This is a genomic window from Moorena sp. SIO4E2 (genome assembly GCF_010671945.1).
Classification (GTDB): Bacteria; Cyanobacteriota; Cyanobacteriia; order Cyanobacteriales; family Coleofasciculaceae; genus Moorena; species Moorena producens.
Window position 1 is genome coordinate 1 of record NZ_JAAHIE010000989.1, and the last position, 2,026, is coordinate 2,026.

General features: G+C 45.1%; 1 protein-coding gene. It reads right to left on the bottom strand.

Annotated elements, in window-relative coordinates; all coding sequences use genetic code 11:
- Window positions 1–65 precede the first annotated feature (65 nt).
- Window positions 66–1,370: a glutamyl-tRNA reductase gene (locus F6K37_RS39790; protein ID WP_287256779.1), complete on the bottom strand. Its 1,305-nt coding sequence runs from the start codon at window positions 1,368–1,370 to the stop codon at window positions 66–68.
- Window positions 1,371–2,026 lie beyond the last annotated feature (656 nt).

Genomic DNA, 2,026 nt, shown 5'->3' on the forward strand with positions numbered 1-2,026 from the left:
CAACGTTCTGTGTACTATAATAAACATTTGAACCAAACTGTTTTTGCCCACCCTACAAGTTTTTGCTAACTGCTAAATTGCTCGCCAGTATCTAGATTGAATAGCATTTGTAACGATTCCATGGCCAGCCGTCGAGTTTCAATATCTTGCTGTGCTCGTAATTGCACCATCGGGTCATGAAGGATTTTGTTAACAATCCCTCTGGTTAGGGCTTCGATCACTTCTTGATGTTTTTCGGCAAATTCTGACCCGAGACGGGATAGGGCTTTCTCTAGCTCTTGCTCACGAATTGTTTCGACCTTGCTGCGCAAGCTACTAATGGTAGAAACGGTTTCGAGGGAACGCCACCAGATGTCAAAGGCTGCCACATCTTCTTCCAAGAGTTCTTGTGCTTCCATCGCCATCTTACGACGGCTTTCTTGATTCTGTGCTACCACTGCTTTTAAGTCATCCACATTGAATGAGTGGACAGTCTCTAACTCATCAACATCAGCTGCCACATTACGAGGCACAGAAATATCAATTAGCATTAAGGAATGGTTTGTCTGCAACACTCCTTCTAAATTCGAGCGAGTCAGGAGTGGTTCCGTGGCACCAGTGCTAGTAAATACGATATCTGACTGGGCAACCACTCTCATCATATCTGACAAGGAATGGAGTTTTAGATCCGCTTTGGGAAACGCTTTCGCTAACTCTTCAGCCCGTTTGGTGGAACGATTCAGAATTGAGATATCTACGGCACCTTTGGCCAGCAGATGTTTCACCAGTAAGCGAGACATCTTACCAGCACCGATAATTGCTATTTTATAGGGGGTCAAAGAGGTGCCATAAAGGGTTTCTACCTTCTGCTGAGCTAACTCTACCGCTGCTGAGCTAATGGAGACCGCCCCAGTGCCAATACTGGTTTCCGTGCGAACTCGCTTACCGGCAGTAATTGCTTGTTTAAACAGTTTATTAAGTAGACGTCCGATTCCCTTGTGTTGCTGACCAAGTTTATGGGTGGTTTTGACCTGAGCTAGAATCTGCCCTTCTCCTAAGACTAGGCTATCTAGACCTCCAGCAACCCGCATTAAGTGCATGACTGCATCATGATACAACAGAATAAATAGGTGGGGGCGCAACTTGGCTAGAGGAATGCCAGCTTTTTCTGTCAGAAACTGGCACAATTCTCGAATTCCTGCATCAGTTTCGGTGGTGACTATATAAACTTCCAACCGATTACAAGTACTCAGTATCGCTACCTCTTCAATATGAGGATAGCTACATAAGTGGGGCATCACAGTCTCTAACTGGGCTTCTGGAATGCTCAGTTTTTCTCTGACTTCAACCGGTGCTGTCTTATGGCTCAGACCTACTACGGCAATATTCATGTTTTTGATAAGGAGGTTTGATGGGAGTGTTAGTTATAGAAGTTATCAAAAAGGTGAGTAACTTTTGTACTTGATTTTAGGGAGTAGGGAGTAGGGAATAGGGAGTAGGGAGTAGCGATGCAGCGCGGTCTTGGGGGTTTCCCCCATGAGCGACTGCATCAAGACGGGAGTAGGGAAAAAATATTGTGTACTTTATTAGGATTAAAACCGTTATCTTAGTAATTCTTTATCGGTTTGTTGGTACAAATGTTTTCTACAAATCCTTCCTAAAACGAACTTGAAGGAAGGGTTAAACTAGGTTTTTCACCTTCCTTCAAGTTTGAACTACTGTTGCTAGGGCGTGTTTTCAAAGTTTTCTGCAAGATTATGATCCCCCCCAGCCCCCCTTAAAAAAGGGGGGAGCCATACTCAAAGTCCCCCTTTTTTAAGGGGGACCCACGGGGGATCTCCGAGGCAAGAAGAGACGCCCTAACCGCAACAGGGGTAAGCATTCAGCTGACGGCTGTTCGCTGACGGCTGACAGCTGAATGCTTACCTACAGGGTTAAAACCCTCTTCCTAAGAGTTAGCTCAATTGGATATACTTGGGCTGTTCAAACATATGAACGGTGTCCACAAACCGAGCGGTCTTGGACTGACTTGAAATAACTAGGCTTT

Bases quoted from the DNA above. Each gene is read 5' to 3' on its own strand.
- F6K37_RS39790 (WP_287256779.1), bottom strand. From the start codon at position 1,370: ATGAATATTGCCGTAGTAGGTCTGAGCCATAAGACAGCACCGGTTGAA.